Consider the following 21,575-nt stretch of genomic DNA (forward strand, 5'->3'; position numbering starts at 1 on the left):
GCAGCCGTCGTCCCACTAACGTCAGTGGGCTGGCAGAAACGCGAGAGCGGATGACGGCTGACAGATATCAGACTCTGTCAGCCGTCATCCGCTCTCTGCTTTCCAGCGAATGTCCCGGCGTACGCCCGGGGTCAGTTCACCGTGGGCAGGTGCTGCGTGGTGCCGCCCAGCCCGCCCAGCAGGTTGGTCACGGCGCCCAGGTCCGGGATCCCGCCCAGCCGGTGGGTGCTCTCGCCGGCCTGGCCGGTCAGCTCCTGCAAGTGCAGCGCGTCGGCGGCCTGGGTCGGGTGCAGCAGGTCACCGCTGTTCGGCATCCCGTGGGTCAGGTGGTCGGCGCCCGGCAGCGTGCCCAACTGCTGGGCGACGGGCAGCTGGCCGCCCAGCTGGTCGACCAGCGGCACCGAGCCGAGGGTGTTGCCGGTCGCGGGCAGCGAGTCCGCCAGCCGGCCGGTGGCGGGCAGCGCGGAGGCCACCCGGTCCTCGCTCGGCAGCGAGCCGGCCAGGCTGCTGGTGGCCGGAATCTGCCCCGCCAGGTGGCTGGCGGCGGCGACCGGGTTGTTCAGCGTGTCGGCGTTCACCACCTTGTCCACCCCGCTCACGGTGGGCGGGGCGGGCAGCGAGCCGACGCCGGAGAGCGGCGAGGAGGGCAGGCCGGGCATCGAGGACGTGGCCGGCATCGCGCGCGGCGCGCCACCCGGCAGTGCGCCGCCGGTCAGCGGCGCCAGGGTGGAGAGCTTGCCGGCCAGATCGGTCAGCGGGCCGTCGGCGGCCGTGGTGGCGCCGTCGTGGTGGCCCAGCGGGTCCAGCAGCCGGCCGCTGTCCGGCAGCTTGTCGCTGGCGGCCGTGGCCGCGGCGTCGGTGGCGGCCGGCAGCGCCGTCCCGCTCACCACCGCGCCGGTGGTGCCCAGCGCTTGGCCCAGCTGGTGTGCCTCGCCCTTCAGGTTCGAGTTCGCGGTGACGCCGTCCAGCCTGCTGATCCCCTTGCCGAGGTCGGTGCCGTGCGGCACCAGGTCGGCGGCGGACGCCGACCCGGCGGCGACCAGCGGGGTCGCTCCGGCCGCGACGAGCAGTGCGGCCTGGGCGATCCGGCGCGTGAGGGGGAGGGACATGGTGCTCCTAAGAAGTGACGACACGACAGGTCCGCCGGGCGGACGCCGTGATTACCGCTTGAGGAGCGAGAAGGTTTCGGCGGCGGAGCGTAAAGAGCGACTAAAGATCGCATGATCGCTTTTCTGCCGCCCTGCTCGCGACGGCGCTGCCGGACCCGACCGAAGAAACGTCACTGCCCTTGCCTGACCAGCTCGGTGTGGCGCGTGACGATGGGCCCGGCGGCCGTCGTGGCGGGTGTCGCCACCTCCTTGGATGCGTCAAGGTGGCGTGACCCGATTCACCCGTCGGAGGGGCACTCGGCTGAGCATTCGTCAACTCTGGCTGACGAGCGCTTGACAGCTCACTTCTTGGCGGTGGGCATCCCGAGCGTGACCAGCACCTGGTTCGTCGAGCTCGCGGTGCTCTGGGCCTGCCAGCCGGAGGCCGAGCGGTCGATCCGCCAGCCCTTGCCGTCGTAGGCCACGCTGCCGATGCCCAGCTCCTGGGCGTGCGCCACCGCCCACTGCGCCACCGCCCAGCCGCTCTGCGTCTGCGCGGCCGGGCCGGAGTCGGTGTTGGCCGACTGGTTGGGAGTCAGGGCCAGCGCCGTACCGGGGGTGCCGTTCCCGGCGCTCGGAGCCGCGCTGACGGCCTGGCCGAACTCGCGGCGCACCCGGTCGGTCAGCTGCCGCGCCGCGTCGGAGGTCGACGACGTCGCGCCGGCCGTGGGGCCGGGCGAGGAGTCGCTGTTGTCGGCCGTCAGCGGCTGGGCGAACTCGTGCACCGTGCAGCTGAACGCGGCCGGCGCCCGGCCGGTCAGCGCCTCGGCCAGCGCGGTGGCGTCCGCCTCGTGCCTGGCGTAGGCGCCGGGGTAGCCGCTCTTCTGCACGTCCTGGGCCGCCTCGGTGAGCGGCAGCCGGGCGTAGCCGGGCACCTTCACCAGCGCGTCCAGGAACTTGTTGGTCGAGTACACCGGGTCGAGGATCTGCTGCTCGGTGCCCCAGCCCTGGGACGGCCGCTGCTGGAAGAGGCCGACCGAATCGCGGTCACCGCCCGCCAGGTTGCGCAGCTTGGACTCCTGCAGCCCGGTGGCCAGCGCGATGGTCAGCGCCCGCTCCGGCAGCCCGCGGGAGATCGTCACGGCGGCGATGGTCGCCGCGTTCGAGCCCTGGTCCAGGTCCATCGAGAGCGGTTGGCCGCCCGCCGGTGTGACCGTGCACTGTTCGGCCGCCAGCGCGTTGTGGTTCCGGTTCCACAGCACCAGGCCCGCGATCACCGCGCCCACCAGCAGCAGCGCCGTCAGCACCCAGCGCAGCGGTCGCCGCCGACGCCGACCGCCATGGGCCGTGTCCTCCTCGATGGCCACCGTGGCCCCTCTCGCCTCGCGTTGTCCTGGCACACCGTACTCAGTCACCACCAGTGCGGACGAATGTGCGGTCCGCAGCGGTTGCACCGTGCCACCGTCTCGACCCGCGGCGCGTGCCGCGGCAGCCCCCGCCACGCGCCCCGCGGCGTCAGCCGGTGGTGTCGCAGCCGACAGGATCGACCGGACAGGATCTAGGCTTGCCGACCATGAGCAGCCTGTCCGAAACCAGTGTCCCGACCGCCCTCGACCTGACGCTGGACGGGGGTGCGCTCACCGCCCAACTGGTCGACTTCCCCTCGGTCAGCGGTGACGAGCGGGCGCTCGCCGACGCCGTCGAGGCCGCGCTGCGCACGCTGCCGCACCTGACCGTCGACCGGTACGGCAACAACGTGGTGGCCCGCACCCGGCTGGGCCGGGCCGAGCGGGTGGTGCTGGCCGGCCACCTGGACACCGTGCCGATCGCCGACAACGTGCCCTCGCGCCTGGACGGCGACCTGCTCTGGGGCTGCGGCACCGCGGACATGAAGTCCGGGGTGGCCGTCCAGCTCCGGCTGGCCGCCACGCTGCCCGAGCCCAACCGCGACCTCACCTTCGTCTTCTACGACTGCGAGGAGGTCGACGCGGTGCGCAACGGCCTGGGCCACCTGGTGACCCGGCATCCCGACTGGCTGGCCGCCGACTTCGCGGTGCTGATGGAGCCGAGCGGCGCGATGGTCGAGGGCGGCTGCCAGGGCAGCCTGCGGGTCAAGGTCATGCTGACCGGGGTCCGGGCCCACTCGGCCCGCAGCTGGAACGGCGAGAACGCCATCCACCACGCCGCCGAGGTGCTCGGCCGGCTCGCCGCCTACCAGGCGCGCCGGGTGGAGATCGACGGCCTGGAGTACCGCGAGGGCCTCAACGCGGTCGGCATCACCGGCGGCGTGGCCGGCAACGTGATCCCCGACGAGTGCGTGGTGACCGTCAACTTCCGGTTCGCGCCGGACCGGACCGTGGCCGAGGCCGAGGCACACCTGCGCGAGGTCTTCGCGGGCTTCGCGCTGGAGGTGGTGGACATCTCGCCCGCCGCGCTGCCCGGCCTCTCCCAGCCGGCCGCCCAGGCCTTCCTGGCCGCCACCGGGGGCGAGGCCCGGGCCAAGTTCGGCTGGACCGACGTGGCGCGGTTCAGCGCGCTCGGCGTGCCCGCCGTCAACTACGGCCCCGGTGATCCGAACCTGGCGCACAAGCGGGACGAGCACGTCTCGCTGGCGGCGATCGCCGACGTCGAGCGCAAGCTGCGCGCCTGGCTCACCGGCGGCGCGTGACGCGGTGGGCGGGCGCCGAACCGAGCGGGAGGTGAACAAGGCGTCGCCCTCCCGTCAGCTGCCCGCCTGCCAAAGGTTCCCCGTCAGGAACCCGGGCCGGGCGTAGAGTTTCGTCATGACAGGGACATCAGCGCAGGACGGCGCAGACGAACGGAGCTTCGGGCACGGCCCGGAGCTGGTGGAGCCGACCCCCGCGGGGGCGCAGCCGCCGAAGAGGACCTGGCCGGAGCGGCGCAAGGGCCCGGTGCTGCTGCGCCGGGACCAGGTCGAGCCGGGCACCACCGACCAGCGCCTGCTGGACACCACCGGACCGACCGACTGGCTGCACACCGACCCCTGGCGGGTCTGGCGGATCACCTCGGAGTTCGTCGAGGGCTTCGGCGCGCTCGCCGAACTCCCGGCGGCGGTCAGTGTCTTCGGCTCGGCCCGGACGCCGGTCGACTCGGCCGAGTACGCGTCCGGGGTGGCGATCGGGCGGGCGCTGGCCGAGGCCGGCTTCGCGGTGATCACCGGCGGCGGCCCCGGCGCGATGGAGGCCGCCAACCGCGGCGCCTCGGAGGCGGGCGGTCTCAGCGTCGGGCTCGGCATCGAGCTGCCGTTCGAGCAGGGGCTCAACGAGTACGTCGACCTCGGCCTGAACTTCCGCTACTTCTTCGTCCGCAAGACGATGTTCGTGAAGTACGCGCAGGGCTTCGTGGTGCTGCCCGGGGGCCTGGGCACGCTGGACGAGCTGTTCGAGGCGCTGACCCTGGTGCAGACGAAGAAGGTCACCCGGTTCCCGGTGATCCTCTTCGGCAGCGCCTACTGGAGCGGCCTGGTCGCCTGGCTGCGGGACACCCTGGTGGCGCAGGGCAAGGCCTCGGCGGCCGACCTGGAGCTGTTCCACGTCACCGACGAGATCGACGAGGTGCTGAAGATCCTCGCCGAGTCCCGCCGGCCCAACGGCGAGATCTGAGCGGGCGTCGGGCCCGGCCGGTCGGGTGCGTCACATCAGCCCCCGGCGGGCCACCGCCGGGGGACGGGTGCCCTGGATCGAGGCGACCATGTCCAGCACCTGCCGGGTCTCGGCCACCTGGTGCACCCGGTAGATCCGGGCGCCCAGCCAGGCGGAGACGGCGGTGGTGGCCAGGGTGCCGAGCAGCCGCCGGTCGACCGGCTGGTCCAGGGTCTCGCCGACGAAGTCCTTGTTGGAGAGCGAGACCAGCACCGGGAACCCGGTGGCGGTCATCTCCGGCAGCCGCCGGGTCGCCTCCAGCGAGTGCCGGGTGTTCTTGCCGAAGTCGTGCCCGGGGTCGATGATCAGCGCGTCCCGTCGCACCCCGAGCGCGGCGGCCCGCTCGGCCAGCTGGACGGTGACCCGCAGGATGTCCGCCATCACGTCCTGGTAGCCGACCCGGTGCGGCCGGGTGCGCGGCTCGGCGCCGCCGGCGTGGGTGCAGACCAGGCCCACGTCGAAGCGGGCGGCCACTGCGGCGAGCTCGGGGTCGACCCCGCCCCAGGCGTCGTTCAGCAGGTCGGCGCCGGCCTCGCAGACCGCCTCGCCCACCTCGTGCCGCCAGGTGTCCACGCTGATCACGGCCTCGGGGTGGCGCTTGCGCAGCTCGGCGACGAACGGCACGGTGCGCCGCAGCTCCTCCTCGACCGTCACCTCCTCGCCGGGCCCGGCCTTGACCCCGCCGATGTCCAGGATCGCCGCGCCCTCGGCCATCGCCCGGTCGGCGGCGGCGAAGGCGGCCTCGTCGGCGAACGTGGCGCCGCGGTCGAAGAAGGAGTCCGGGGTGCGGTTGACGATGGCCATGATGACCAGTTCCTCCGCGCCGAACTCACGCGGTCCCAGGCGCAGTGCCACCCTCGCTCCTCCAGTCATCACAGGCGGGTATCGCGGGTCTCGCCGGTATCGATCCAGGGGGACCCTGGTGCGATGATGGGGCCCCGGCCTTCCCAGGGACCATGATCCCTCACTCGGCCGCATACTCACGTGTCGGGAGGACAGCTCGTGTTCTGGGTGATCGTGGTGGCGATGGCCGTGGTGGTCGGCGGTGCCGCGCTGGTGGCGCTGGGCGGCGGCGGTGCGCTGCCGGAGGCCGTGCACGACCGGATCGCCGGCAGGCTGCCGCAGGAGCGTCCGCTGAGCCGGCAGGACGTCGACGAGATCCGGCTGCCGATGGCGGTGCGCGGCTACCGGATGGACCAGGTGGACGACGTGCTGGACCGGCTCGGCGCCGAGCTCGCGTACCGCGACTCGCGGATCGCCGAGCTGGAGGCCGCGGTGGCGGTGCGGGAGGGCGCCGAGCCCGGCGCGGCGGCCGAGGGGGCCACGGTGGTCGAGCACGGCGCCGCCCACGCGCACGGCGCCGACCGCGCGGACACGCCCGGACGCGCGGAGCAGGAGTGACGATCCTCCAGCCCGGCCCGGACGGCCTGCTGCGCTGCCCCTGGGGCGAGTCGACCGACGACTACCGGGTCTACCACGACACCGAGTGGGGCAAGCCGGTGCACGGCGACGACGCCCTGTTCGAACGGGTCTGCCTGGAGGCGTTCCAGTCGGGCCTGTCCTGGATCACCATCCTGCGCCGCCGGGAGGGCTTCCGGGCCGCCTTCGCGGGCTTCCGGATCGCCGAGGTGGCGGCCTTCACCGAGGCGGACGAGGCCAGGCTGCTGGCGGACGCCGGGATCATCCGCAACCGGCTGAAGATCGCCGCGGCCGTCGCCAACGCCCGCGCCGCCCAGGACCTGGACGGCGGCCTGGACGCGCTGATCTGGCGGTTCGCCGGTGATCCGGCCCGGCCCGCGCCGCGGACCCTGGGCGAGGTGCCGGCGATCACGCCGGAGTCCACGGCGCTGGCCAAGGAGCTCAAGCGGCACGGCTTCCGGTTCGTCGGCCCGACCACCGCCTACGCGCTGATGCAGGCCTGCGGGCTGGTCAACGACCACCTGGCCGACTGCCACGCCCGCTGACCCACCGTCAGCCGGTCGAGTTGCCGGTCGGGCTACCGGCCGACGTACTTCGGCGTCTCCTTGGCCAGGAAGGCGGCCACCGCGATCCGGTGGTCCTCGCTGGCCCCGGCCAGGGTCTGCAACTCGTCCTCCTTGTCCAGCGTCTCGCTCAGCGAGTGCGTGGCGCCGAAGTCCAGCGCGGCCTTGATCGCGCCGTACGCCACGGTCGGCCCGTTCGCCAGTCGCAGGGCGAACTCACGCGCGGTGGCGGCGAGTTCGGCGGACGGGACGACCCGGGTGGCAAGGCCCAGGGTGAGCGCCTCGGCGGCCTTGACGGTGCGCGGGAACATCAGCAGCTCGGTGGCCCTGGCGTGGCCGACCAGCCGGGGCAGCGTCCACGACGCGCCCGAGTCGGTGGTCAGTGCCACGCCCGCGAAGGAGGTGTTGAACCCGGCCGTCTCGGCGACGATCCGGAAGTCGCAGGCGAAGGCGAGCGAGGCCCCGGCGCCGGCCGCCACCCCGCCGACCGCGGCCACCGTCGGCTTGCGCATCCCGGCCAGCGCCCGCACCAGCGGGTTGTAGTGCTCGGCGACCGTCTTCAGCGGCGGCTCGCCCGTCTCGTCGGCCCGCTTGAGCAGCCCGAGGTGCTCCTTGAGGTCCTGGCCGACGCAGAACGCCTTGTCGCCCGCGCCGGTCAGCAGCACCGCGCGCACCGCCGGGTCCGCCGCCGCCTCGGTCACGGTGTCGCGCAGCGCCACCTTGGTCGGGACGTCCAGCGCGTTCATCGCGTCCGGACGGTTGATGGTGATGACGGCCAGCGGGCCGTCGAGCTCGTACAGGACGGAGTCGGACATGTGTGGGGCTCCCAACCGATCGGTAACACCGCGGACCTGAGTCAGCATGCCGGAGCCCGCCGGTCGGCGGGAGTGTGAGGTAGCGCACCTTTACGGCCCCTTGCGTGCGTCCGGTCGCTCGACCGCCCGCAGGGCCCCGGTCGCCCGGATGGTAGCGGGCTCGGGCAGGCCTGGCCCGGCAACTGATGAGTCTTCGCCCGGTCGGGCGAGGGGGGATCTGAGGCGGAATCAGCCCCTCTGTGATGGTGTGCTCCCTGGTGCGTAAAGAGTGATGTTGGTCATCGGGGCGCCGAATGCGGGATAATGGCTTCCGATCAATGCGTTCGATACCGGCGGTGGACGGACTGCTGGTACGTAGCTGAGCGGTTGCAGGAAGGGGAACGAGCATGGCGGCCATGAAGCCGCGGACGGGTGACGGCCCGCTCGAGGTCACCAAAGAGGGGCGGGGCATCATCATGCGAGTTCCGCTCGAAGGCGGCGGTCGCCTGGTGGTGGAGCTCACTCCGGACGAGGCGAACGCCCTGGGTGAGGCCCTGAAGCAGGCCTGCGGCTGACTCTCGCGCTTTGCGCGCGCAGCGCGCCCCACGGGGCCCGGAGCCACTGGTGCGAACCAGCGGAACCGGGCCCCGCCGACGTGCCCGTGCGGACCGGCGGCCGGGCCTGCCGGCTGCCAAGCGGTCGCTTGCAGGACGGTCGGGTGCCGGGACGCCCAGCTGCCGGGACGCTCAGCGCTTGACCGCGCAGAGCAGCCCGTCGCTGACCGGCAGCAGCGCGGGCAGGAGCTGCTTGCTCTCCCGCACCGCCTGCACCAGTTCGCGCATCGCGCCGGTGGCCGGGTCGTCCAGTGCGGGATCGGTCAGCCGGCCCTGCTGGAACACCCCTTCGAAGCAGACCACCCCGCCGGGTCTCAGCAGGCGCAACGATTCTGCGAGATAGGCCCGCGACTCGGCCGGATCGCCGTCGCAGAACACCAGGTCGTACTGGCCGTCGGCGAGCCGCGGCAGCACCTCCAGTGCGCGGCCGGGTATGAACCGGGTCCGGCCGGCCGCGAAGCCCGCCGCCAGGTAGGCCTCGCGGGCGAACTCCTGGCGGATCGGCTCCGGGTCGACGGTGGTCAGGATGCCGTCCGGGCGCATCCCGCGCAGCAGGTAGACGCCGGAGACCCCGGTGCCGGTGCCGATCTCGGCCACCGCCTTGGCGCCCAGCGCGGCCGCCAGCAGCCGTAGGCAGGCCCCGCCGCTCGGGCCGATCGCCCGGACCCCGGTGCGGGCCGCCTGGGCCCTGGCGTAGGTCAGCACGGCGTCCTCGCCGACGTACGTGTCGGCGAGGGTCGCAGCCGCGGGCCCGAAGTCGATGATCTGGTCCTGGGGAGTAGGGGCGCTGCAGGATGTCGATATTTCCTGCGACAGATTACTGGCCGGGTGGGAACCGCGTCCGGCGGCGGGCCGTTGGACCGGGCAGAGAGCGTCTCGGCCGCGTCGATGGGACTGCCTCGACGGGACTGCCCGCGGACCCGGTGTGGGTCCAGTGTGGGCCCAGCACGGCGCCGGTGACGAGGGGCGCGGCGGGCCGCACGCCATGCGGTCGGATGGATGAGCACACTTTTATCCAGAACTGACGGGTGAGGTGGATATGGTGGTGGCCCTGCTGGGCAGAAGAGCCAACCGAGGAGGTGTGGCCGAGGGCGACGTCCCTGTGCGGCGGCATCTCCGCGGCACCTCGTCGGCCCGTACGCCGAAGCCCGTGATGAACCAGTCTGCGCACACCCCCCTGGACCAGTCGTTCGACGGCACCACCGCCGAGTCCTCGGCCCCCGCCGCGCTCGCGACCTTCACCGACGGGGCCGACGCGCAGGGTTGGACCCCGCCCAGCTGGGAGGAGATCGTCGAGGCGCACAGCGCCCGGGTCTACCGGCTGGCCTACCGCCTGACGGGCAATCAGCACGACGCCGAGGACCTCACCCAGGAGGTCTTCGTCCGGGTCTTCCGCTCGCTCTCCACCTACACCCCCGGCACCTTCGAGGGCTGGCTGCACCGGATCACCACCAACCTGTTCCTGGACATGGTCCGCCGTCGGCAGCGGATCCGCTTCGACGCACTGGCCGAGGACGCCGCCGAGCGGCTGCCCAGCCGCGAGCCCAGCCCGGCCCAGGCCTTCAGCGACACCCACTTCGACGCCGACGTGCAGCAGGCGCTGGACACCCTGGCCCCGGAGTTCCGGGCCGCCGTGGTGCTCTGCGACATCGAGGGCCTCTCCTACGAGGAGATCGCCGCCACCCTGGGCGTCAAGCTCGGCACCGTGCGCAGCCGGATCCACCGCGGCCGCTCGCACCTGCGCGCCGCGCTCAAGCACCGGGCCCCGGGCGCCGCGCCCGGTCGCGTCCGGCGCGGCGGCTCGGAGCAGCCGGAGCCGGCGATCGCCGTCGCGAGCGCCGCCGAGGCCGGTGCGGGCGGGAGCGGGCGGAGGCGATCGTGAGCGGCGCAGGCCGGTCCGGCGCCCGGCGCCCGGCGCCCGCCCGGCAGGATCAGATGCGGCAGGAGAGCACCCGTCAGGAGGTCCCCGTGCTGCGGCCGATCGCCGTGCGCCAGAGCGAGCCGTCCGCGGTGGAGGAGCACCACCTCGGCGAGCGGTTGACCGCCTACCTGGACGGCGAGCTCGGCCATGACGACCGCGAGCGGGTCCAGGCGCACCTGGCCACCTGCCCGCAGTGCCTGAGCGAGGCCGAGGAGGCCCGCTCGGTCAAGCACCGGCTCACCACCACCGAGCCGCCCGGGCCGTCGGGGCTGCTGATGGCCCGGCTGCTGGCGGTCGCGGCGCAGCCCGACGACCTCGACGGCGGGCCGGGCCGTCCCGGTGGCGGCGCGGGCCTGACCGGCCTGCCGGGCCTGCCGGGTTTGCCCACCCTGGGCGGCAGCCGGCTGACCGGTGGCACCTTCGGGCGCGGCGCGGGTGCCTCGTTCGGCGGCGGCGCGCTGGGCGCCGACACTCCGCTGCCGGGCCTCGACCCGCGGTCCGGCCACGGATCCGAGCCGCGGCCGTGGACCGGTCGGCGCGGCTCGGCCCGGTCGGACGGCACCGCCGAGCGCCAGCGACCCGCGGTGTCGCTGCCCCGCTCGGGCCCCGGCGGCCAGCCGCGCGGTCGACGGCTGGTGGTCGCGGCGGCCGGCGCGTTCTCGGTGGCGGCGGTGGCGCTCGGCGGCTTCGGCAGCCTGGGCCTGGCCGCCGTCGCGGGCGACACTCCGAACCCGGCCGACGACCAGCACGGCACGGCGGTCACCCCGCAGGTGCCCGGCGGGGTGCCGGCGGCTCCGCTGAGCGGTCCGCTGACGGTGGACCTGCCGCTCGGCGCGCCCGGCGGCCACTCCTTCGACCTGTTGACGCCCGGGCCGACGGCGCGGGCCGTCAACCCGGTGATCCACGGGCACGTCATGCTGCCGTGAACCAGGGCGGGCCTGCATGACAGGGCCACCAGCGGGTCTTTACCACGGATTCTTCGGTCCGTGGGCCGAGGACCCGCTGGTGGCCATTACGCTGTAGTGAGCCGGTGTCGCGGGCCGAACCGGGATCGTCCGCCAGCAGCTGGGAGTTCACGTGTTCTTCGACATAGGCCCACTCGAGCTGATCACCCTGGTCATCATGGCCATCGTGATCTTCGGGCCGGACAAGTTGCCGAAGCTCATCCAGGACGCGACCGGTTTCATCCGCAAGGTTCGGGCCTTCGCCGACAGCGCCAAGGCGGACATCCGCAGCGAACTGGGCCCGGAGTTCAAGGACTTCGAGTTCGAGGACCTCAACCCGAAGACCTTCGTGCGCAAGAACCTGATGGGTGGCGAGGACGACCCGCTGGGTCTGAAGGACCTGCGCGAGGGCCTGGACCTCAAGTCGGTGCTCGACGACAAGCCGGCCAGCACGGTCGCCACCAGCAAGACCGCCGCGGCCGCGGGCGGGATCAACATGCTGAAGACCGCCGACGCCGGTCCGCCGCTGGGCGCCGGCGAGCGCCCGCCGTACGACCTGGACGCCACCTGAGGCTCCGCCGACATCCCGGTACCGACCCCGCCGCCAGGGTCTGTCTGACAATTCCCGTCGGGCGCGCGACGCGAATTGTCAGACAGACCCTAGTCCGCCACGATGACGACACCCCGCCCGGCTCCTCGCCGGACGGGGTGTCGCCGTTCGGCGCCGCTATTGTGCTGAGTGCCCGACAGGTTGCCAAGGAGGCCCGGATTGGACGCTACGAGCAGTCGCGCGGTGGGAACGGCCACCGCCAAGGCGGCGGCGGAGGTACCGGGTCGGCGGACCGCCGAGCCCACCGACCCGCTGGCGCCGTACCAGGCCGCCGACTTTCCCTGGTACGGCCTGGACGAGGGCTGGACCGGGCGGCGCTGGCTGCTCCAGGCCGGTGCGGGCGGTCACCGCGCCGGCGTGCCGCGCAGCATCGACTACGGCTCGCTGGGCCACGGTGAGCAGCCGCCCAAGCAGCCCGAGGCCCCCGGCCCGCGCCGGTTCGCCGTGGTGGTCACGGTGGCCCGCCGCCCTGGCCGGCGCAGCGCGGACGGCACCGGCGTGCTGGAGGCCACCTCGGCCTCCTCGGCCGCCTGGCTGGCCGGCTCCGGCCTGCTCACCGTCACCTGGCCGGGCCAGCTGGCCCGCGGCCGCCGCCAGGAGTGGCTCGACCAGCAGACCGCGCTCGCCTGGGACCTGGCCGACGACCTCGGCGGCGCCGGCTGGTCCCCGCTCACGCTGCCCGTCAACGGCCTGCCGCAGCCCTTCCGCTACCGCGAGTCCGAGTACGGCTGGGTGCTGGCCGGCGAGGCACCGGGCGTGCTGCTGGGCGCCTACGGACGCGGGGTCAGCGCGTACGGGGTGGGGTTCAGCGCCGTTCAGGACCTGGCGTCCTACACCAGGCCCTGAACGAGCGGTTGCTGAGACCGGGTCAGAACTTGTTCTTCGGGGTCAGCCCGAGCGAGAGGCCCGACAGGCCGCGCTGGCGGCCGCCGAGCTTGTCGGCCACCGCGCGCAGCGCGGCGCCGGCGGGGGAGTCGGGGGCGGCCAGGACGACCGGGTTGCCGTCGTCGCCGCCCTCGCGCAGGCGGACGTCGATCGGGATGCTGCCGAGCACCGGGACGGTGGCGCCGGTGGCCCGGGTGAGCGCCTCGGCGACGATCTGGCCGCCGCCGGTGCCGAACACGTCGACGATCTCGTCGCAGTGCGGGCAGGGCATGCCGGACATGTTCTCGATCACGCCGACGATCTTCTGGTGGGTCTGCAGCGCGATCGTGCCGGCCCGCTCGGCCACCTCGGCGGCGGCCATCTGCGGGGTGGTGACGATCAGGATCTCGGCGTTCGGCACCAGCTGGGCCACCGAGATCGCGATGTCGCCGGTGCCCGGCGGCAGGTCGAGCAGCAGCACGTCCAGGTCGCCCCAGTAGACGTCGGCCAGGAACTGCTGCAGCGCGCGGTGCAGCATCGGGCCGCGCCAGACCACGGGGGCGTTGCCCGGGGTGAACATGCCGATCGAGATGACCTTCACGCCGTGCGCCGACGGCGGCATGATCATGTCCTGGACCTGGGTTGGGCGCCCCTCGACGCCCAGCATCCGCGGCACGCTGTGGCCGTAGATGTCGGCGTCCACCACGGCGACCTTCTGGCCCTGGGCGGCCAGCGCGGCGGCCAGGTTGACGGTGACCGAGGACTTGCCGACCCCGCCCTTGCCGGAGGCCACCGCGTAGACCCGGGTCAGCGTGCCGGGCTTGGCGAACGGGATCTCGCGCTCGGGGGCGCCGCCGCGCAGCAGCTGGGAGAGCTCCTTGCGCTGCTCCTCGCTCATCACGTCGAGCTCGACCTCGACCGTGTCCACCCCGGGGATCCGGCCGACCGCGGTCTTCACCCGGTCGGTGATCGTCTCGCGCATCGGGCAGCCGGAGACGGTCAGGTAGACCGCGACCCGCACCGTGCCGCCCGCGAGCTGCACCGATTTCACCATGCCGAGGTCGGTGATCGGGCGGTTGATCTCCGGGTCCTGCACGGTCGACAGCGCCTCGCGGACGGACTCCTCCGTCACGCCGGTCGCCACCTCTGTCTCATTGGCCATGCCTTGATGGTACGGCTCGGCCGCGGGCCCACTGACTGACCGGTAGCGTGCTGGTGATCACAGCCGGTCAGGCCACCTCGGAACCGCCCTGCCGCTCCTCCAGCTCCTTGAGCAGGCTCTGCAGTTCGGAGCGGATGAAGTCCCGGGTGGCCACCTCGCCCAGGCCCTGGCGCAGCGCGGCGACCTCGCGGGCCAGGTACTCGGTGTCGGCGATGTTGCGGTCGCTGCGGGCCCGGTCCTGTTCCATGTTGACCCGGTCCCGGTCGTCCTGGCGGTTCTGCGCGAGCAGGATCAGCGGCGCGGCGTAGGAGGCCTGCAGCGAGAGCACCAGGGTCAGGAAGATGAACGGGTAGCTGTCGAATCGGGCCGACCCCGGCAGCAGCGTGTTCCAGAGCACCCAGATGATGATCACCACCGTCATCCAGACGATGAACCGCCCGGTGCCCAGGAAGCGCGCGATCCGTTCGGAGAGCTTGCCGAAGGCCTCCGGGTCGTAGGCGGGCAGGCTGAAGAAGCCCGGTCGGGCGGTGCGCGGCTGGTCGAGCCGGGAGCGCACCGAGGTGCCGTGCACGGTCTGGGTCCGGCTGCCCTCGCGGGCCCGCAGCTCGCGCAGCTGCCGCAGGTCGCGCAACTCGCCCTGGAGGCGCTGCTGTCGGGCGGGCTCGTCGCGAGCGCCCGAGCGCTGCTTGCGGTCACTGTCCACCGGGCGCCTCTCTTCCGTCCTCGTTGTCGTGGTGCTCCCCGCCGCCGTGCAGCGCGGCCTCGCGCCAGTCCTCGGGCAGCAGGTGGTCCAGGACGTCGTCGACCGTGACGGCGCCCAGCAGGTGGTCCGCCTCGTCCACCACCGGGGCCGCCACCAGGTTGTAGGCGGCCAGGAAGCTGGTGACCAGTGGCAGCGGGGTGTCCGGCGGCAGCGGGTCCAGGTCGCCGTCCACGATCGAGCCGACCAGCGTGTAGGGCGGCTCGCGCAGCAGGCGCTGGAAGTGCACCGTGCCCAGGTACTTGCCGGTCGGGGTCTCGTTCGGCGGCCGGCAGACGTAGACCTGGGCGGCCAGGGCCGGCTTGTGGTCCGAGATCCGCACCCGGGCCAGCGCCTCGGCCACCGTGGCGTCCGGCTCCAGGATGATCGGCTCGGTGGTCATCAGACCGCCGGCCGTGTCCTCCTGGTAGGTGAGCAGCCGGCGCAACGGGGCGGCCTCCTCCGGCTCCATCAGCTGGAGCAGCCGCTCGGCCTCGTCGCCGGGCAGCTCGGAGAGCAGGTCGGCGGCGTCGTCCGGATCCATCGCCTCCAGCACGTCGGCGGCCCGCTCGGCCTGGAGCTTGCCGAGGATCTCCACCTGGTCGTCCTCGGGCAGTTCCTCCAGCACGTCCGCGAGCCGCTCGTCGTCCAGCGCGGCGGCCACCTCGGCGCGGCGCTTGGCCGAGAGGTGGTGCAGCACGCCGGCCAGGTCGGCCGGGCGCAGCTGCTCGAAGGTGGCCAGCAGGTTGGCCGCGCCCTGGCCCTCCTCGGCCAGGGTGAAACCGGTGACGGCGGCCCAGTCCAGGGTCAGCGCCTCGCCGCGGTTCTTGCGCAGCCGGCTGCTGCGGCCGCGCTGCACGAAGACCTTGCTGATCTCCCACTCGCGCAGCCGGGTCTGCACCATCGCCACGTCCAGCACGGTCGCCTCGGCGCCGGAGGCGGTCTCGGTGACCCGGCGGTCGAGCAACTCGGCCAGCACCAGGGTCTCGGTCGGGCGCTGCTCGAACCGGCGCATGTTGATCACACCGGTGGTCAGCACCTGGCCCGACTCCAGGCTGGTCACGCGGGTCATCGGCAGGAAGATCCGCCGCCGCCCGACCACCTCGACCACCAGGCCCAGCACTCGCGGTGGGCGCCCGCCGATCCGCAGCGCGACGACCACGTCCCGGATCCGGCCGACCTGGTCGCCGTTCGGGTCGAACACCGCGACCCCGGCGAGGTGGGAGATGAAGACCCGGCTGCTCTGCCCTGCCATCGAGGTCCTCTCGCTCGTCTTTGGACGTCAGGGTATCCAAACGCCTTCTTAACCCGTCCAGCGCGTCCAGCACCGCTGACCACGGCGTGCGGCGCGCCCCGTACCCTGTGCGGCATGGACGGAACGACTGCGACTGCTGACGACTTCCTGGACCGCGCACTGCTGGAGGAGGCCGTGAAGAAGTCCGGCCTGCTCTGGGTGCGGGCCGAGGGTTCGGCCGAGCGTCGCCCGGTCTGGCACGCCTGGCACGACGGGGCCGTGGTCCTGGTCGGCGACGGCGGCGAGCAGCCGCTGCACGGCCTGACCGCCGGAGCCGGCGCCGAGGTGACCGTCCGCAGCAAGGACAAGGGGGGCCGACTGGTCTCCTTCGCGGTCCGGGTGGTCGTCACCGAGCCGCGCGGCCAGGCCTGGCAGGGTGCGGTCGACGAGCTCAAGGGCAAGCGGCTGAACGCGCCCGACACCGACACCATCGGCGAGCGCTGGGCCCGCGAATGCCGGGTGCTGCGGCTGGAGCCGAGCGGCCCGCTGACCGAGCGTCCCGGCGCCATGCCGCAGGACTCGCACGCCGCCGCCCCGCTGCCCAGCACGGTCACCACCCGGCAGCCGATCCCGGCCGGGCTGCCGAAGCTGGTGTTCGGGCGGCGCAAGCGCCGTGGCTGACCGACTGCTCGACCGGACCGCCTCCGCGCCGACGTCGGTGTCGTCCACCGCCGCGCCCCGGCTGCCGAGGGCGGACCTGCTGCTGCTCGCGGTCTCGATCGCGGGCATCTCGCTCTCCGCACCGCTGATCAGCGCCACCGCCGCGCCGGCGCTCGCCATCGCCTGCTGGCGCAACCTCATGTCGGTGGGCGTGCTGGGCCCGTACGCCCTGCTGCGCCACCGCGCGGAGCTGCGCGCGATCGGCCGCCGCGCGCTGCTGCTGGCGATGGCCGCCGGGGTGCTGCTCGCGGCGCACTTCGCGCTCTGGATGCCCAGCCTGCGGATGACCTCGGTGGCCTCCTCCACGGCGCTGGTCACCACCACCCCGCTGTGGACCATCCTGCTGCTGCGGATCACCGGGATCCGGCCGCCCCGGCTGGTCTGGCTGGGCATGAGCGTGGCCTTCGGCGGCGTCCTGGTGCTCACCGGGGTCGACCTGTCGCTCTCCTCACGGGCGCTGCTGGGCGACGCGCTGGCGCTCGGCGCCGGGCTGGCGGCGGCGGGCTACCTGCTGCTGGGTGCCGAGGTCCGACGGACCGTCAGCACCACCGCCTACACCCTGGTCTGCTACACGACCACGGCCCTGGTGCTGCTGGTGGTCTGCCTGGTCGGCGGCGTCCGCCTGGGCGGTTGGCCGGCCGGCGCCTGGGGCCAGATCGCGCTGCTGATGGTCGCCGCCCAGCTGCTCGGCCACTCGCTCAGCAACCGGGTGGTGCGCACCCTGGGGCCCTCGGTCACCTCCACCGCGATCCTGCTGGAGACCCCGGGCGCGGCACTGATCGCCGCCGTCTGGCTCGGCCAGCGGCCGGCGGCGGCCGCCTACCCGGCGGTCCTGCTGATCCTGCTGGGGCTGGCCCTGGTGGTGCGCGGCGGGCGTCGCTGAGAGCGCGGCCACCGAGGCCGAGCCGACGCTACCGAGCGGTACGCTCGCGGGTATGGCCCATGACTTCCCGCTCTTCGGCGACCCGAGCCAGCCGCACGGCCCTGCGGGGCCGACCCGCGAGGAGGTGCTGGCCGCCGTCGAGGCACGACTGCTCACCACCTTCGGCGAGCCGAGCGGCCGGGCCGCGATCACCTTCCTGGGCGCCGAGCGGATCGAGCTGCTGCGGTTCGGCCCGGACACCGAGGGCCTGGTGCGTTACGCCACGCTCGGCATGGCGGCGGCGCCGATGGCCGACCCCACCGCGACGCTGACCGACCCGGTCCGCGGTCCCCGCGCCGAGCTGCTGCTGACCCTGCGCGGTCCGCGCGACGACGTGCTCCGCGCGCTCGCCACCTTCGCCGCGACGCCGCAGGTGGAGGGCCTGGTGGTGGCGCCAGGCAGCTCGCTCGACCTCGGCGAGCCGCTCTGGGAGGGCGCGCCGTTCACCTCGGTGCTGGCGGCCGAGAGCGGCGGCCTCGTCGCGGACCTCGAGCTGGACGAGCCGGCCGACCCGGTGCGCTTCCTGCCGCTGCTGCCGATGACGCCCAACGAGGCGGCCCACAAGCGGGTGCACGGCGCCACCGCGCTGCAGGAGCGCTGGCTGGAGCGCGGTACCGACCTGCGGGACCCGCGGCGGCGTGCGGTGGCGCTGGACTGACCGGCCGTCAGCCGACGATCGGCCGGGCGCCGGTGGCCTGGTCGAGCAGCGCCTGGTAGTCCTGCGGCGCGGTGGTGAACTCGCCGAGCCGCACCGTCTTGCGCGAGCCGTGGTAGTCGCTGGATCCGGTGGTGAACAGGCCGAGCTCGGCGGCCAGCGCGCGCAGCCGGGCCCGGGTCGGCTCGTCGTGGTCGATGTGGTCCACCTCCAGGCCGCCGAGCCCGGCTGCCGCGAGCTCGCCGATCACCTGGTCGGAGACGGTGCGGCCGCGCTTGACGGCGCCGGGGTGGGCGAAGACCGGCACCCCGCCGGCCGCCCGGACCAGCTTGACCGCCTCGAACGGGTCGGTCTCGTGCTTCGGCACGTCGGCCCGGCCGCGGTCGGCCAGCCAGTCGGAGCTGAAGGCGTCCGAGACGGTGGCCACCACGCCGGCCTCGACCAGCGCGCTGGCGATGTGCGGGCGGCCCACCGAGCCTGCCTGGGCGATCCGCTCGACCTGCTCCCAGGTGATCGGTGCGCCCAGCTCCTGGCAGCGCTCGACCACCAGCCGGGCGCGCCGGAACCGGTCGGTGCGGGTCAGCTCGCGCTCCTGGGCGAAGGCGGGCTCCTCGGGGTCGAACAGGTAGGCCAGCAGGTGCATGCTGATCCCGTCGACCCGGCAGGAGAGTTCGGCGCCCGGCACCAGGGTCAGCCGCCGGCCGGCGGGCAGCGCCTGGACGGCCGCGATCGCCGCCGGGTAGCCGGAGACGGTGTCGTGGTCGGTCAGCGCGACCACGTCGAGTCCGGCCGCGACGGCCGCCGCCACCAGCTCGGCCGGGGTGTCGGTCCCGTCGGAGGCGTTGCTGTGGGCGTGCAGGTCGATGCGCACGGGCGGACTCCAAGGTGCCGACGGACTGGAGCAGCCCAGAATAGCCAGCGTGACCGGTCGACCGGAACGGCTGATCGGACGGGCCGACCGTAGGGCCGGCCGCAGTGGCCGGGCGAGCCGCGGCTCAGCCCAGCAGCCTCGGCGAGAGGGCTCCGCAGGGCAGCAGGTCCAGCTCGGCGCCGGCGTCCCGCAGATCGGTGATGACCAGCTCGTCGTACATCAGCAGCGCGGACTGCTCGGGCCAGGCGATCGCCCAGAGCCAGAGGCCCAGCGCCTCGCCGACGTAGACCGCGCGGTTGTCGGGGACACCCTGGACGTGCCACATCGGGGTGGGGCGCCCGGCCGCCATCAGCTTGGTGTCGGCGGGCTTGTGCAGCGAGATGGCGTCGCCCGGATCGGGGCCGGGCAGCCCGGCATAGCGCGCGCCGAGACCGACGCCCAGCTCCTCGGCCACCAGGACCAGCTCGCCGAAGCCGCCGAGCGGCGCGGGCCCCGAGCAGGCGACGGCGGTGGCGCGGGCGCCCGACACGTCGTCTCCGGCATGACCGATGCCGGTGTACAGCCAGTTGACCGGTAGCGGCCAGGGCAGCCAGACCGGCACCTGGGAGCGGGCCACCGCGACGCCCAGCGCCTCCACGCTCGGCGGCAGCACCGGTTGCATCGGATGGACTGCTCCGTGCGTGTCGCACTGCCAGGTGTCGGAGAAGAGCCCGGGGGCACGCACCCGACCGCCGCACCTCGGGCAACTCGGCTCGCCCCTCATGACAGCCAACGCTCCTCCCTCCGGTCCGCCGCGTCAAGGACGATCACCCGTACGGAGGGCGTCGGCTTGCACATCCGGGTGTCCTGGACGGGCGAGCCGGGGCGGCGGCCCCCGCTAGGGGATGTCCCGCGCCGCTCGACGGCAAACGTCGACCGGGGCGCGCCAGGGTGCGGCGAGCGCCGGGCAGGAGCGCCGACGCCCCGTCATCGAACGATCGATGACGGGGCGTCAGGAACCCGAACGGCCGGGGCGGGCGGCCGGTGCGGGGTCAGGTGCTCTGGCACGGGCGGATGTAGAGGCGCTCGCCGGTGCGGGCGGCGTCCTCCACCAGGCGGCGGACGGTCTCCGCGTCGGCGATCAGCCGATCGGTGGTGGAGCTCTGCGGGTCGTCCAGTCGGAGGATCTCGAAGCGCATGGGCGTCTCCTTTCCTGGCCTCGACGGCTGCCGAGACGGTGCTGGGGTGGTGCTCATCGGTCGCGGTACGGCGGTCGGTGCCATCGGGTCCCCCTCGCTGCCGGTCTCCCTGCCGGGTCGGCGGACGGGCGGTGAGCCTTGTCCGCCAGCGTGACGCCGGGTGTTTGCCCCGGGGTTGCCCGCTGATGAAGTCGTTGTTTCGCCTGGCATCCGTCGTGGATCAACCGCGCGGGCGGGGGCATTCATTCCCGGTCTGAATCAAATATTACCGTAACTAAGGATTTTTGACCCATGACTTCCGCTCGAGCGCCGCGGCGCCCGGGTCCGGGTGGTGTCCGGCGGGGGTGGGCTCAGCCGGTGGTGACGGAGGACCAGAATGCGAGCAGCTCGGCCGCGGTGCGGTCCGGCTGCTCGGCGTTCGGGGAGTGCCCGGCGCCGGGCACCACGACGTGCCGGCTGCCCAGCCGCTCGGCGGTGCGCGCCTGCTCCTCGACGGGCCAGGCGTAGTCCGCCTCGCCGGAGACGTAGAGCTTGGGCAGCGGGACCGCGGCCAGCTCGTCGGTGCGGTCGGCCTGGCCGACCAGCCGCTCGCCCATGGCCAGCAGCGCCTGCGGGACGTTGGCCAGCCAGCGCCGGTGCAGGAACTCGGAGAGTTCGGGCGCCAGTTCCTCGGTGGAGTCGTCCTCGCCGGCCGCCATCTGCTGCTTGACCTGCCAGATGGTCTCCAGGTCCCACACGGGCAGGGCGTCCATCAGCATCCTGGTCCGGTCCGCCTCCGGCGGATCGAGCGGACCGGGCCCGGTGGAGAGCAGCACCAGCGAGGCCCACGGCAGCGGGGCCGGCGCGGCCAGCACGGCCTCGCGCGCCACCATGCCGCCGAAGGAGTGCCCGAGCAGGTGCGGCAGGCCGGCGCCCTCGGCGGTCAGCGACTCGGTGACCGCCAGCAGGTCGAGGGCCAGCTCGGGCAGCGCGTAGGCGTCCTGGTCGGCCGGCCCGCCGGTCTCGTACTGGCCGCGCTGGTCGTAGCCGACGGCCCGGAAGCCCGCGTCGGAGAAGGGTTCGAGCAGCCCGATGAAGTCCTCCTTGCTGCCGGTGAACCCGGGCACCAGCAGCACCGTGCCGCGCACCGGACCGGCCGGCTCGGCCCGCAGCGCGGCGAACTCCCCACGCGTGGTGGCCAACCGCACGGCGGCGGCGCAGGCGGGCAGGTCGAGGAAGGGCGGCGTGCTCATCGCGAGGTCCTCCTGGGTCGGCCGGGCGGCGGAGCCGTCCCGAGCATAGGGCGTCGCCCGTCGGCCGGAAACGCGCGGGCGGGCGGGCCAGCCGGCCCGCCCGCCCCGACACCGCGTCAGGTGGTGCCGCGTCAGTCGGTCGCCGGAGCGGCGGCCTTCCGGGTGCGACGGCGCGGGGCGGGGACCGCCTCGGCGGATTCCGCGACCTCCGCGACCTCGGCGGCCGGGGCCTTGGCGACGGCCTTCTTGGCCGCCGTCTTCCGGGTGGTCGCCTTCTTCACCGCGGCGGGGGCGTCCTCGGTGGGCGCGACCTCGGTGGCGACCGCTTCGGCGGTGGCCTTCTTGGTGGTGCGCTTGCGGGGCTTGACCTCCTCGGCGGCCGG

Annotated in this window: 24 protein-coding genes and 1 pseudogene; 12 read left to right on the forward strand and 13 right to left on the reverse strand. The window is 73.8% G+C overall.

The window, feature by feature from the left end; all coding sequences use genetic code 11:
- Nucleotides 1–131: 131 nt before the first annotated feature.
- Together ABH937_RS22195 and ABH937_RS22200 are read right to left on the reverse strand one after the other, a co-directional pair.
- On the reverse strand, nucleotides 132–1,109 hold the full coding sequence (locus tag ABH937_RS22195) for a hypothetical protein (RefSeq protein ID WP_370219186.1): 978 nt from the start codon (nucleotides 1,107–1,109) through the stop codon (nucleotides 132–134).
- Nucleotides 1,110–1,450: 341 nt separating this feature from the next.
- Nucleotides 1,451–2,455: a hypothetical protein gene (locus ABH937_RS22200; protein ID WP_280687716.1), complete on the reverse strand. Its 1,005-nt coding sequence runs from the start codon at nucleotides 2,453–2,455 to the stop codon at nucleotides 1,451–1,453.
- Between the two features lie 206 nt (nucleotides 2,456–2,661).
- On the opposite strand from ABH937_RS22200, the gene dapE reads away from it, so the two are divergent.
- Complete coding sequence (dapE, locus tag ABH937_RS22205; RefSeq protein ID WP_280687714.1) at nucleotides 2,662–3,756, forward strand: succinyl-diaminopimelate desuccinylase; 1,095 nt, start codon at nucleotides 2,662–2,664, stop codon at nucleotides 3,754–3,756.
- Nucleotides 3,757–3,871: 115 nt separating this feature from the next.
- Nucleotides 3,872–4,711 (forward strand): TIGR00730 family Rossman fold protein, encoded by an 840-nt coding sequence (locus tag ABH937_RS22210; protein ID WP_370219187.1) that lies wholly within the window; start codon nucleotides 3,872–3,874, stop codon nucleotides 4,709–4,711.
- Between the two features lie 30 nt (nucleotides 4,712–4,741).
- Here ABH937_RS22210 and folP read toward each other — a convergent pair whose 3' ends face one another.
- Nucleotides 4,742–5,554: a dihydropteroate synthase gene (gene folP / locus ABH937_RS22215; protein ID WP_370145757.1), complete on the reverse strand. Its 813-nt coding sequence runs from the start codon at nucleotides 5,552–5,554 to the stop codon at nucleotides 4,742–4,744.
- Between the two features lie 198 nt (nucleotides 5,555–5,752).
- On the opposite strand from folP, the gene ABH937_RS22220 reads away from it, so the two are divergent.
- Complete coding sequence (locus ABH937_RS22220; protein ID WP_280687709.1) at nucleotides 5,753–6,151, forward strand: DivIVA domain-containing protein; 399 nt, start codon at nucleotides 5,753–5,755, stop codon at nucleotides 6,149–6,151.
- Nucleotides 6,148–6,714 (forward strand): DNA-3-methyladenine glycosylase I, encoded by a 567-nt coding sequence (locus ABH937_RS22225; RefSeq protein WP_280687707.1) that lies wholly within the window; start codon nucleotides 6,148–6,150, stop codon nucleotides 6,712–6,714. Before ABH937_RS22220 ends, ABH937_RS22225 begins: the two co-directional genes overlap by 4 nt.
- A 32-nt stretch (nucleotides 6,715–6,746) precedes the next feature.
- Here ABH937_RS22225 and ABH937_RS22230 read toward each other — a convergent pair whose 3' ends face one another.
- Nucleotides 6,747–7,547, reverse strand: a complete 801-nt coding sequence (locus tag ABH937_RS22230; protein ID WP_370219188.1) for an enoyl-CoA hydratase-related protein — start codon at nucleotides 7,545–7,547, stop codon at nucleotides 6,747–6,749.
- A gap of 386 nt (nucleotides 7,548–7,933) precedes the next feature.
- Here ABH937_RS22230 and ABH937_RS22235 point away from each other — a divergent pair, with 386 nt between their 5' ends.
- The gene (locus tag ABH937_RS22235) at nucleotides 7,934–8,101 is read left to right on the forward strand and encodes a DUF3117 domain-containing protein (protein WP_145793043.1); all 168 of its coding nucleotides are present in this window, start codon (nucleotides 7,934–7,936) and stop codon (nucleotides 8,099–8,101) included.
- 171 nt (nucleotides 8,102–8,272) lie between these two features.
- On the opposite strand, the gene ABH937_RS22240 is transcribed toward ABH937_RS22235, so the two are convergent.
- Nucleotides 8,273–8,905 carry an O-methyltransferase gene (locus ABH937_RS22240; RefSeq protein WP_280688036.1) on the reverse strand — a complete coding sequence of 211 codons (633 nt, stop codon included), beginning with the start codon at nucleotides 8,903–8,905 and terminating at the stop codon, nucleotides 8,273–8,275.
- A 388-nt stretch (nucleotides 8,906–9,293) separates the two neighbouring features.
- Here ABH937_RS22240 and sigE point away from each other — a divergent pair, with 388 nt between their 5' ends.
- From sigE to ABH937_RS22260, 4 genes are all read left to right on the forward strand, one after another.
- Complete coding sequence (gene sigE, locus ABH937_RS22245) at nucleotides 9,294–10,022, forward strand: RNA polymerase sigma factor SigE (protein ID WP_280688034.1); 729 nt, start codon at nucleotides 9,294–9,296, stop codon at nucleotides 10,020–10,022.
- Nucleotides 10,019–10,987 (forward strand): anti-sigma factor, encoded by a 969-nt coding sequence (locus ABH937_RS22250; protein WP_370219189.1) that lies wholly within the window; start codon nucleotides 10,019–10,021, stop codon nucleotides 10,985–10,987. Before sigE ends, ABH937_RS22250 begins: the two co-directional genes overlap by 4 nt.
- Nucleotides 10,988–11,138: 151 nt before the next feature.
- The gene (locus tag ABH937_RS22255) at nucleotides 11,139–11,576 is read left to right on the forward strand and encodes a sec-independent translocase (RefSeq protein ID WP_280687699.1); all 438 of its coding nucleotides are present in this window, start codon (nucleotides 11,139–11,141) and stop codon (nucleotides 11,574–11,576) included.
- Nucleotides 11,577–11,774: 198 nt separating this feature from the next.
- Nucleotides 11,775–12,461: a hypothetical protein gene (locus tag ABH937_RS22260; RefSeq protein ID WP_370145623.1), complete on the forward strand. Its 687-nt coding sequence runs from the start codon at nucleotides 11,775–11,777 to the stop codon at nucleotides 12,459–12,461.
- Nucleotides 12,462–12,483: 22 nt separating this feature from the next.
- Here ABH937_RS22260 and ABH937_RS22265 read toward each other — a convergent pair whose 3' ends face one another.
- The 3 genes from ABH937_RS22265 to ABH937_RS22275 all read right to left on the reverse strand — a co-directional run bounded on the left by ABH937_RS22265 (nucleotide 12,484) and on the right by ABH937_RS22275 (nucleotide 15,635).
- Nucleotides 12,484–13,641 carry an Mrp/NBP35 family ATP-binding protein gene (locus ABH937_RS22265; protein ID WP_370219190.1) on the reverse strand — a complete coding sequence of 386 codons (1,158 nt, stop codon included), beginning with the start codon at nucleotides 13,639–13,641 and terminating at the stop codon, nucleotides 12,484–12,486.
- Between the two features lie 67 nt (nucleotides 13,642–13,708).
- Nucleotides 13,709–14,254 (reverse strand): DUF1003 domain-containing protein, encoded by a 546-nt coding sequence (locus ABH937_RS22270; RefSeq protein ID WP_370145760.1) that lies wholly within the window; start codon nucleotides 14,252–14,254, stop codon nucleotides 13,709–13,711.
- 79 nt (nucleotides 14,255–14,333) lie between these two features.
- Complete coding sequence (locus ABH937_RS22275; protein ID WP_280687696.1) at nucleotides 14,334–15,635, reverse strand: magnesium transporter MgtE N-terminal domain-containing protein; 1,302 nt, start codon at nucleotides 15,633–15,635, stop codon at nucleotides 14,334–14,336.
- Nucleotides 15,636–15,749: 114 nt separating this feature from the next.
- On the opposite strand from ABH937_RS22275, the gene ABH937_RS22280 reads away from it, so the two are divergent.
- From ABH937_RS22280 to ABH937_RS22290, 3 genes are read left to right on the forward strand one after another with little or no spacing between them, the layout of a single operon-like run.
- Nucleotides 15,750–16,295 (forward strand): hypothetical protein, encoded by a 546-nt coding sequence (locus tag ABH937_RS22280; protein WP_280687694.1) that lies wholly within the window; start codon nucleotides 15,750–15,752, stop codon nucleotides 16,293–16,295.
- Nucleotides 16,288–17,217, forward strand: a complete 930-nt coding sequence (locus ABH937_RS22285; protein ID WP_370145628.1) for a DMT family transporter — start codon at nucleotides 16,288–16,290, stop codon at nucleotides 17,215–17,217. Before ABH937_RS22280 ends, ABH937_RS22285 begins: the two co-directional genes overlap by 8 nt.
- 52 nt (nucleotides 17,218–17,269) lie before the next feature.
- The gene (locus ABH937_RS22290; RefSeq protein ID WP_370219191.1) at nucleotides 17,270–17,914 is read left to right on the forward strand and encodes a suppressor of fused domain protein; all 645 of its coding nucleotides are present in this window, start codon (nucleotides 17,270–17,272) and stop codon (nucleotides 17,912–17,914) included.
- 7 nt (nucleotides 17,915–17,921) lie between these two features.
- Here ABH937_RS22290 and ABH937_RS22295 read toward each other — a convergent pair whose 3' ends face one another.
- From ABH937_RS22295 to ABH937_RS22315, 5 genes and pseudogenes are all read right to left on the reverse strand, one after another.
- Nucleotides 17,922–18,782, reverse strand: a complete 861-nt coding sequence (locus ABH937_RS22295; protein WP_370219192.1) for a PHP domain-containing protein — start codon at nucleotides 18,780–18,782, stop codon at nucleotides 17,922–17,924.
- A gap of 124 nt (nucleotides 18,783–18,906) precedes the next feature.
- A complete protein-coding gene (locus ABH937_RS22300) occupies nucleotides 18,907–19,545 on the reverse strand; it encodes a DUF6758 family protein (protein WP_280687689.1) in 639 nt (212 codons plus the stop codon).
- A 268-nt stretch (nucleotides 19,546–19,813) separates the two neighbouring features.
- Complete coding sequence (locus ABH937_RS22305; protein ID WP_280687687.1) at nucleotides 19,814–19,960, reverse strand: hypothetical protein; 147 nt, start codon at nucleotides 19,958–19,960, stop codon at nucleotides 19,814–19,816.
- A 350-nt stretch (nucleotides 19,961–20,310) separates the two neighbouring features.
- Nucleotides 20,311–21,192, reverse strand: a complete 882-nt coding sequence (locus tag ABH937_RS22310) for an alpha/beta fold hydrolase (RefSeq protein WP_370219193.1) — start codon at nucleotides 21,190–21,192, stop codon at nucleotides 20,311–20,313.
- A 131-nt stretch (nucleotides 21,193–21,323) separates the two neighbouring features.
- Nucleotides 21,324–21,575: pseudogene (locus ABH937_RS22315) on the reverse strand (hypothetical protein); the annotation flags it as partial.

It is taken from the genome of Kitasatospora sp. GAS1066B (genome assembly GCF_041262605.1).
Classification (GTDB): domain Bacteria; phylum Actinomycetota; class Actinomycetes; order Streptomycetales; family Streptomycetaceae; genus Kitasatospora.

What these genes read in the sequence shown, in the direction of transcription:
- ABH937_RS22195 (WP_370219186.1), bottom strand. Translation starts at nt 1,109, where the DNA reads ATGTCCCTCCCCCTCACGCGCCGGATCGCCCAGGCCGCACTGCTCGTC.
- dapE (WP_280687714.1), top strand. Translation starts at nt 2,662, where the DNA reads ATGAGCAGCCTGTCCGAAACCAGTGTCCCGACCGCCCTCGACCTGACG.
- ABH937_RS22210 (WP_370219187.1), top strand. Translation starts at nt 3,872, where the DNA reads ATGACAGGGACATCAGCGCAGGACGGCGCAGACGAACGGAGCTTCGGG.
- folP (WP_370145757.1), bottom strand. Translation starts at nt 5,554, where the DNA reads ATGGCCATCGTCAACCGCACCCCGGACTCCTTCTTCGACCGCGGCGCC.
- ABH937_RS22230 (WP_370219188.1), bottom strand. Translation starts at nt 7,547, where the DNA reads ATGTCCGACTCCGTCCTGTACGAGCTCGACGGCCCGCTGGCCGTCATC.
- ABH937_RS22235 (WP_145793043.1), top strand. Translation starts at nt 7,934, where the DNA reads ATGGCGGCCATGAAGCCGCGGACGGGTGACGGCCCGCTCGAGGTCACC.
- sigE (WP_280688034.1), top strand. Translation starts at nt 9,294, where the DNA reads ATGAACCAGTCTGCGCACACCCCCCTGGACCAGTCGTTCGACGGCACC.
- ABH937_RS22265 (WP_370219190.1), bottom strand. Translation starts at nt 13,641, where the DNA reads ATGGCCAATGAGACAGAGGTGGCGACCGGCGTGACGGAGGAGTCCGTC.
- ABH937_RS22275 (WP_280687696.1), bottom strand. Translation starts at nt 15,635, where the DNA reads ATGGCAGGGCAGAGCAGCCGGGTCTTCATCTCCCACCTCGCCGGGGTC.
- ABH937_RS22280 (WP_280687694.1), top strand. Translation starts at nt 15,750, where the DNA reads ATGGACGGAACGACTGCGACTGCTGACGACTTCCTGGACCGCGCACTG.
- ABH937_RS22290 (WP_370219191.1), top strand. Translation starts at nt 17,270, where the DNA reads ATGGCCCATGACTTCCCGCTCTTCGGCGACCCGAGCCAGCCGCACGGC.
- ABH937_RS22300 (WP_280687689.1), bottom strand. Translation starts at nt 19,545, where the DNA reads ATGAGGGGCGAGCCGAGTTGCCCGAGGTGCGGCGGTCGGGTGCGTGCC.
- ABH937_RS22305 (WP_280687687.1), bottom strand. Translation starts at nt 19,960, where the DNA reads ATGCGCTTCGAGATCCTCCGACTGGACGACCCGCAGAGCTCCACCACC.
- ABH937_RS22310 (WP_370219193.1), bottom strand. Translation starts at nt 21,192, where the DNA reads ATGAGCACGCCGCCCTTCCTCGACCTGCCCGCCTGCGCCGCCGCCGTG.